The 7,874-nt window shown below is 50.0% G+C and carries 8 protein-coding genes; all 8 read right to left on the reverse strand.

Annotated elements, in window-relative coordinates; genetic code table 11:
• A partial coding sequence (gene tyrS, locus M0R35_07450) for a tyrosine--tRNA ligase (protein ID MCK9595491.1) occupies positions 1–706 on the reverse strand: 706 nt, incomplete at its 3' end.
• 136 nt (positions 707–842) lie between these two features.
• On the reverse strand, positions 843–2,387 hold the full coding sequence (locus tag M0R35_07455; GenBank protein MCK9595492.1) for a 30S ribosomal protein S1: 1,545 nt from the start codon (positions 2,385–2,387) through the stop codon (positions 843–845).
• A 12-nt stretch (positions 2,388–2,399) separates the two neighbouring features.
• Complete coding sequence (gene ispH / locus M0R35_07460) at positions 2,400–3,260, reverse strand: 4-hydroxy-3-methylbut-2-enyl diphosphate reductase (protein MCK9595493.1); 861 nt, start codon at positions 3,258–3,260, stop codon at positions 2,400–2,402.
• Entirely contained in the window at positions 3,253–3,792 is a 540-nt protein-coding gene (locus M0R35_07465; protein MCK9595494.1) for a 1-acyl-sn-glycerol-3-phosphate acyltransferase, read from the reverse strand. The genes ispH and M0R35_07465 overlap by 8 nt, the downstream gene beginning before the upstream one ends.
• A gap of 40 nt (positions 3,793–3,832) precedes the next feature.
• Entirely contained in the window at positions 3,833–5,251 is a 1,419-nt protein-coding gene (locus M0R35_07470) for a phosphoglucomutase/phosphomannomutase family protein (protein ID MCK9595495.1), read from the reverse strand.
• On the reverse strand, positions 5,239–5,883 hold the full coding sequence (gene rpe / locus M0R35_07475; protein ID MCK9595496.1) for a ribulose-phosphate 3-epimerase: 645 nt from the start codon (positions 5,881–5,883) through the stop codon (positions 5,239–5,241). Before rpe ends, M0R35_07470 begins: the two co-directional genes overlap by 13 nt.
• A 188-nt stretch (positions 5,884–6,071) precedes the next feature.
• Positions 6,072–6,638: a nicotinate-nucleotide adenylyltransferase gene (nadD, locus tag M0R35_07480; GenBank protein MCK9595497.1), complete on the reverse strand. Its 567-nt coding sequence runs from the start codon at positions 6,636–6,638 to the stop codon at positions 6,072–6,074.
• A complete protein-coding gene (locus M0R35_07485; protein ID MCK9595498.1) occupies positions 6,635–7,870 on the reverse strand; it encodes a glutamate-5-semialdehyde dehydrogenase in 1,236 nt (411 codons plus the stop codon). The genes nadD and M0R35_07485 overlap by 4 nt, the downstream gene beginning before the upstream one ends.
• Positions 7,871–7,874: the final 4 nt, after the last annotated feature.

Below are 7,874 nucleotides of genomic sequence, written 5' to 3' on the forward strand. Positions count from 1 at the left end.
TACCCAAAGACTTGCTCATCTTGTTCACGCCGTCAGTGCCTTCCAGAAGCGGCATAGTGATCACTACCTGGGGATCCTGGCCAAAATCCTTTTGCAGGTCGCGGCCGACCAAAAGGTTGAATATCTGATCTGTCCCTCCCAGCTCAATATCGCTTTTAAGCATTACCGAGTCATAACCCTGGAGAATAGGATACATGAACTCGAGCATCGAAACATCCTGTTTATTATCCAGGCGCTTCTTAAAATCTTCACGCTGGAGCATCTGGCTGACGGTCACGTGCATTGTAAGGCCCAGAAAATCCGCCACGTTCATTTTTTCGAACCATTCGCTGTTAAAGACAATTTCCAGCTTTTTCAGGTCCATTATCTTGGCGACCTGCTTTTTATAGGTCTTGGCGTTTTCTTTAACCTCATCCTTAGTCAGGGTCTTGCGCAACTGCGACCGGCCGGTAGGGTCTCCTATCTGACCGGTAAAATCACCGATCAAAAAGCAAACCTCATGGCCGAGTTCCTGGAACTGGCGCATCTTACGCAAAAGCACAGTATGGCCCAGGTGAATATCCGGAGCAGTGGGATCAAAACCCGCCTTGACCCGCAAAGGCCGGCGCTCTTTTTTGGCCAGCTCAAGTTTCTTGACCAGTTCCTCTTCGGAAATGATCGAAACCGCGCCGCGCTTGATGATCTCTAGTTGATGTTTAATGTCCATAATTCACTCACTTACTGCCCCTTACGGGGCAGTAAGTGCCGATTTTTATTAGGGGACACTTTCCAGCTTAAGGGTAATACAGTTCCCCCTTTGAAACCAGAACAGTTTCCCGATTGCAATCAGAAGCGTTTCTGCTTTAAAGCTTCGCGGAAAGACCGATCTTGCCCTGATCCACGTCGACTTTGATAACTTTTACCTTGAGCTTATCACCGGGTTTTAATGACTTTAACAGTTCCGGGACGATCTCATTGGTAAAGACCAAGCCTTCCAGGTCTTCTTCGATCTTGACGAACACGCCAAAATCAGTGATGCTGACCGCCTCTGCTTCCAGCTCTGTATCCAGCTTGTATTTGTTGGCTATTTCCGGCCAGGGATTGGTCTGAAGCTGTTTCAGGCCTAAAGCAATCCTCTGGTTCTGGCTGTCCACTGAAATGACCACTACATCCACTTTCTGGCCCTTTTTCAGCAGGTCCTGCGGATTAGTCACCCTCTTGGTCCAGGACAGGTCGGATATATGGATCATCCCTTCCAGGCTGGAATCTAATTCCACGAACACCCCGTATTTGGTAAAGCTCTTCACTTTACCCTGCACCTGGGTGCCGGCCGGGAATTTCGCTTCCGCGTCGATCCAAGGATTCTGCTCCAACTGCTTGATGCTCAGGGCGATCCTGCGGGAAGCCTTTTCCACGCTCAATATCTGGCTTTCCACCATATCGCCTATAGCGAATATTTCATTGGGATTGCTCACCTTTTTGGTCCAGGATATCTCGGAGATATGGATCAATCCCTCGATGCCACGTTCCAACTCTACGAATACGCCGTAAGGAAGTATGCTGACGATCTTACCCTTGATCTTGGTGCCTACGGTGTATTTGGTCTCAATCTCCTGCCACGGGTCCGGGGTTCTTTGTTTAAGGCCCAAGGATATCTTGCCGCTCTCCTTGTCCATATTCAAAAGAACTACCTCGATCCTGTCTCCCACAGCCACGATCTCCGAAGGATGCGAGATCTTCGACCAGGACATATCAGTGATATGCAGAAGGCCGTCAATGCCGCCCATATCAATGAACGCGCCGAAATCAGTGATCGCCTTGACTGTGCCAGGGTAGGTCTCGCCCTGCTTTAATTCCACCCAAAGCTTGGCCTTAAGCTCCTCGCGCTCCTTGTGAATAGCCTCGCGGCGGGAAAGGATGATCCCGTATCTTAACTTGTTGATCTTGATGATCTTGAACTTGAAGGTCTTGCCCAGGATATCCTTGTCCAGGACGCCCTTGAACGCGGAAAGCGACGCGGGCAAAAACCCTTCGATGCCCAGGACGTCGACCAGAAAACCGCCCTTGACCTTCTTGACCGGACGGCCTTCCAGTAAAGTGCCATCCTGCGAATGCTTGACAATACTGTCCCATCCCTGCATACATCTGGCCCGCTCGCGGGAAAGAATGATCAGGCCGGCGTCATCTTCAATCGAATCCACGAAGAAATCCAGTTCTTTGCCGACTTCCAGTTCGTCGCGCTTGAACTCGGTGATCGAAACAATGCCTTCGGACTTAAAACCGACGTCCACAAGGACTTCCTTGGTCTTGACTGAGACCACCTTGCCTTTAACGATCCGACCTTCCTGGATCATTTTAATACTGTCGTTATACATCTGCTCTAATTCGGAAAGTTCAACTTGAGCCATTAGAATATCTCCTTATATGTTTTTATTTTTTGTTTTTATTTTTTTCACAATCGCGTCGACCAACCACTGCGGGGCTGACGCGCCGCTGATCAACCCGATATCCTTGGCGTTCTTAAGTATCTTGTCCAACGCCGAGGTATCGTCCTCAACCAGAAAAGTCCGTTTATTGACCTTTTGGCCAAGATGCAAAAGACGTTTGGTATTGGCGCTGGCCCTGGAACCGATGACCAGCAGGGTATCAACGTCCCCTGCAAGCTGCTTCACCTCCTCCTGCCTCTTGGATGTATCCAGGCAAATTGTGTTATATATATGCGCTTCCAGGATATGGGAATTCTTTTCCAGGATCGCGGAGACAATTTTTGAGAACTTGTCTTTGGCCTGCGTGGTCTGGGAAATTATCCCTATCTTTTTATACGAGAACTCATCGCTAGCTGTATCGTTAATATCCTCTACTATATGCGCGCTGGGAGCCAGATCCTTCAAGGCCTTTACTTCCGGATGCGTTTTATCCCCGATTATAATGACCTGCAGTTTTTGCTGATAAAGCGATTTGCAGATCTTATGCACCGACGAAACATACGGGCAGGTAACATCGACGATCTTGAGGTTCTTCTTCCTGGCGGCCGCCACTACTTCATGCGGGCTGCCGTGGGAAGGCAGGATGATCGTAGAATCGCGTTCTACCTCATCCAGGCTCTTGACCGTGATCAGGCCCTTCTGCTTCAATCGCTGTATAACCAGGGGATTATGGATGATCGAGCCTAAAGAATAGACCTTATTCCTGCTTGAGGTAAGCGTTTTTTCAGCGATATCGATCGCCCGCCTTACCCCTGAACAAAACCCTATGCTTTTGGCTAATTTGATCCTATGCATCCGCTAAATTGCGTATGGCTTCCATTATCCGGCCGGATATATCACGATAAGCCATCCTCCTTTCAACAATAATTTGTGCTCCAAAACGTACTGCGACTTTCGCCGGGCGGATACCTTTGGCGCCTTTAGGCATTGCCAGATCCGTTCCGGTGATCAACGCCGGTATTACCGGCACATTTAATTTCTGGGCTAAGAATCCTACCCCGGGCAAAGGCTCCCCGAACTTTCCGCCGGTCTGCCGGGCGCCTTCGGGGAAAAGCAGTATTGCCTGGCCTTTCCTGACTCTGCGGATCGCCTCCTTTATCGCGGTCAGATCCGCGGAATCCCTTTTCAAGGGAAAGGCGTGCACCCGCCTTAATATAAAACCTGCCAGAGGATTTTTGAACAACTCCTCTTTGGCCATAAAATGCAGCTCCCGCGGGCTGGACACTACACCCAGGAGTATAGGGTCAAGATTGCTTAAATGGTTGCTGGCTAAGATATACCCGCCCTGCCTGGGGATATTCTCTTTGCCAATAACCGAAATTTTCAAAACTGAGCGGAATATCCAGTTAAAAATGCTTCTGCCGAGTTTATACAACATTCTTCAGGATCAGTTGTTTGCCGTATTCCAGCAATGCCTTGGACTTGGCCAGGCTCTTGGCCTCGGCATATATCCGGATGATCGGCTCGGTGCCTGAGGCGCGCAGCATCAGCCAGCTTTCATCGCTTAAGAAGAATTTCAGGCCGTCGGTATCATTGATCTTGACCACTTCCAGGCCCTGGATATTCTTGATCCCTTTTAACGGATCCAGCCTTATCGGGCCTTTGCCCTCAAGCTTCAAGGCGTCGCGCAGATAATAATACCTGCCGAATTCCTTTTCCATATCCTTAAGGATGCCGGTAATGGATTTCTTGCGATAGACCATCATCTCCATAAGCAGGATGCCGGCAAGCGAGCCGTCGCGTTCCGGGATATAATCCTTGAACCCCATTCCGCCGGCCTCTTCGCCGCCGACCAGGATATCTTTGGTGACCATTAATTCTGAAATGTATTTGAACCCGACCGGGGTTTCGTAAACCTTAAGCCCTAATTTTTTGGTGATCTTATCGATCAGGTTGGTCCCTACCAGGGTCTTGACCACGCCGCCGGAAAGTTTGCGGTCCTGGATCAGATGCAGGATCAAAAGCCCCAAAATTTTCTGCGGGCTGACGAACTCGCCTTCGCCGGTAATGCAGGCTATGCGGTCAGCGTCGCCGTCAAGAACCAGGCAGATATCGTATTTTTCTTTCTTCATCCGGGCCAGAGTGGAGCCCAGGTTCTCCGGGATCGGCTCCGGCCGTAATCCCTCAAAAGAAGGATTGATGTCAGCGCGATGGAATGATAACTTTATGTCAGTGCCTTTAAGCACCTGGCTTAAAAAACTGTCCCCGCTTCCATGCATAGCGTCAACCAGGACGCGGAACTTGGCCTTCTTGAATTTGCTTAACTGCACGTATCCGCGCAGGAATTTAACATAAGCCTTGGTCATATCTATTTTATCGATCATTCCGGATTTAATCTGGCTGGCCGGATTAGGCTCGGCGATCAATCTTTCCACTTCCGCGGTAACCTCTACCCCGGCTGCCCCGCCTTCAGCGGTCTTGATCTTGATCCCGTTATACTCCCCGGGATTATGGCTGGCAGTGATCATCACCCCTGCCTGCGCCTTGCGGGTCTTCACCGCGAAGCTTAACGTCGGGGTCGGCACCGGGCGATCTGAAAGGATCACGTCAATGCCGTTGGCGATCAGGACTTCACTGACTATGGCCGCGTAACGGTCGGAAAGAAAACGGGTGTCGAAACCTACGGCAATAGTCACTTTGTTATTGCCGCTCTTTTTAGCTTCATTGTTATAATAATCGGCTATAGCCTGCCCGACCAGTTTTACGTTAACAAAAGTAAAATTATCGCTGATCACCCCGCGCCATCCGTCGGTGCCGAATTTAATTTGAGGCTTTACTTCGCACATCTTAATCTCCTTATGGACTGTTTGTAGTCTTTTGATTTAAATATGTATGAACCCGCTGCCAGGACATTCGCTCCGGCGGCGATCACCAATTTCGCTGTATCATGGTTTATTCCGCCGTCAACCGCGATATCCCCTCTGAAGCGCGTGCGCAGCTGCCTGATCTTAGGCAGGACCTGCGGAATAAACGCCTGTCCGCCAAAGCCGGGATTAACCGACATAACCAGGACAAAATCCGCAAATTTCAGGACGTCAATTATTGGTTTCAGGGATGTCTTGGGATTAAGCGAAACACCCAATTTTACACCCATTTTGCGCAATTTCAAGCTTAAATTCTTTATTTTTGGCGCGGAAATAGTCTCCACATGCACAGTGATCATATCACTTCCGGCTTGCGCGAAGGCGCCCGCGTATTTCTCCGGATTTTCAATCATCAAATGCACGTCTAAAGGCAGTTTGGTGGACTTGCGGATATCCTTGACCACTGCCGGACCGATAGTAATATTCGGGACAAAATGCCCGTCCATCACATCCACGTGCAAAAGGTCAGCCCCGGCTTTTTCGGCCTTTTTAATATCCCGGGCCAGATTGCTGAAATCCGCGGATAATATCGACGGCGCTATCTTAATTTTCATCTTCTCTCTCAAAGCAGGAACGCTTCTGTTCTCAAAGCGGAAACTGTTCTGAACTCAAAACGGAAACCGTATTACAGCCATACCGGAAAGTGTCATACTTTAATACACTTTCCTTCTTAGATAAAAGACACTTTCCTGCTTAAATCCGACCCAGTTCCCCGATTGATTGCAGAAGCGTTTCTGGTTAATTACTTGTACAGGTTGTGCACATTGATATAGCTGCATACTGCTTCCGGAACCAGGTAGCGGAACGATTTCTTCTCTTTGACGCATTCCCTGACCTCGAAAGCTGAAACATCTACCGCCCGGATCCCCACCTTGTGGATATACGAAGGAACGTTCTCCAAGGGATACCCCGGCCGGGTGGCTACCACGAACTTGACCAGCTTGATCACCGCGTTCAGGTCCCTCCATTCCACCAGGTACTTCATCAGGTCCGAGCCGGTAATAAAATACAAATCAGCCGACGGATAGATGGACTTGAACTGCCTGATCGTGTCTATGGTATAAGACGGCCCCTGGCGCTTGATCTCGATATCCGAGGCCAAAAAGTGCTTGTTCCCTTTGATCGCAAGCCGCACCATTTTGTAGCGGTGCGATGGATTGGCTATGCCGATCTTGCCTTTATGCGGGGGAATATACGTCGGGACGAATATTACTTTATCCAGGCCTAGTTTCTCGCGGACCTCTTCCGCCAGGATCAAATGCCCGATATGCACCGGATTGAATGTCCCGCCCAGTATGCCTATTTTCATTGGCGGACCTGGCCGTTGCCGAAAACCATATATTTATACGTGGTCAATTCTTCCAGGGCCATCGGGCCGCGGGCATGCAGTTTATCCGTGGATATGCCGATCTCCGCGCCCATGCCGAACTGGCCTCCGTCGGTAAAGCGGGTCGAGGCATTCACGTAAACGCAGGCGGAATCCACCAGCCGCAGGAATCTCAAAGCGTTATCGTAATTCTCGGTAACAATGCTGTCTGAATGGCGCGAGCCGTATCCGTTGATATGGTTGATCGCCCCATCCAGGTCCTCGACCACCTTAACCGAAAGCTTCAGGTCAAGATACTCAGTGCGATAATCTTTATCCGTGGCCGTTTTAACCTTGGCGGATTTGATGATCTTCCGGGTCATCGCGCAGCCGCGCAATTCCACGCCGGCCTCTGCAAATTTCTTGGCCATTCCCGGCAAGAAACGAGCAGCCACGTCCTTATGCACCAAAAGCGACTCCATAGCATTGCACACGCCCGGGCGCTGGACCTTGGCGTTGAAGCATATTTCAGTGGCCATATTCAGGTCAGCCCATTCGTCGACGTACACATGGCACAGGCCTTTATAATGCTTGATCACCGGTATTTTGGAAATGCTCACCACCCGGTTGATCAGGCCTTCCCCGCCGCGGGGCATAACCAGATCGATATAGTCCTTTAATTTCAAAAGCTCATCAACCGCTTTACGGTCGCTTGTAGCGACCATATTGACCATATCCTGCGGCACAGCGCATTTTCCCAAAGCGGCCTTAATGATCCTATAAATGCTCAAATTAGAATTAAGCGCCTCGCTTCCGCCGCGCAATATAACGCTATTGCCGGCCTTAAAACACAGGCCGATGCAATCCGAAGTAACGTTCGGACGGGATTCATAAATGATCGCGATCACGCCTATAGGCACGCGCACCTTCTGGATCCACAAACCGTTCGGCCTGCGCCAGGCTTTGATTACCTCGCCTACCGGATCGGATAAAGCCGCGATCTCCTGCAGAGAACCAGCCATCTGCTTGATCCGGGCTTCGTTAAGGGTCAATCGCTCGATAAACGCCTTAGACAAACCTGATCTTTGGGCAGCAACAAGATCCTTCTTATTCGCGCTGATAATAGCGCTCTTGCCTGCCATTAAAGCCTTAGCCATTTCCTTCAAGGCCTTATTCTTCAGGTCAGTAGAAATGGTCAGGCTATTCCTGGCCGCGGCTTGGGCTTTTTGAGCGATGTTT

The sequence above is a fragment of the Candidatus Omnitrophota bacterium genome (genome assembly GCA_023227985.1).
In the GTDB taxonomy this organism is placed as follows: Bacteria; Omnitrophota; Gorgyraeia; order Gygaellales; family Profunditerraquicolaceae; genus JALOCB01.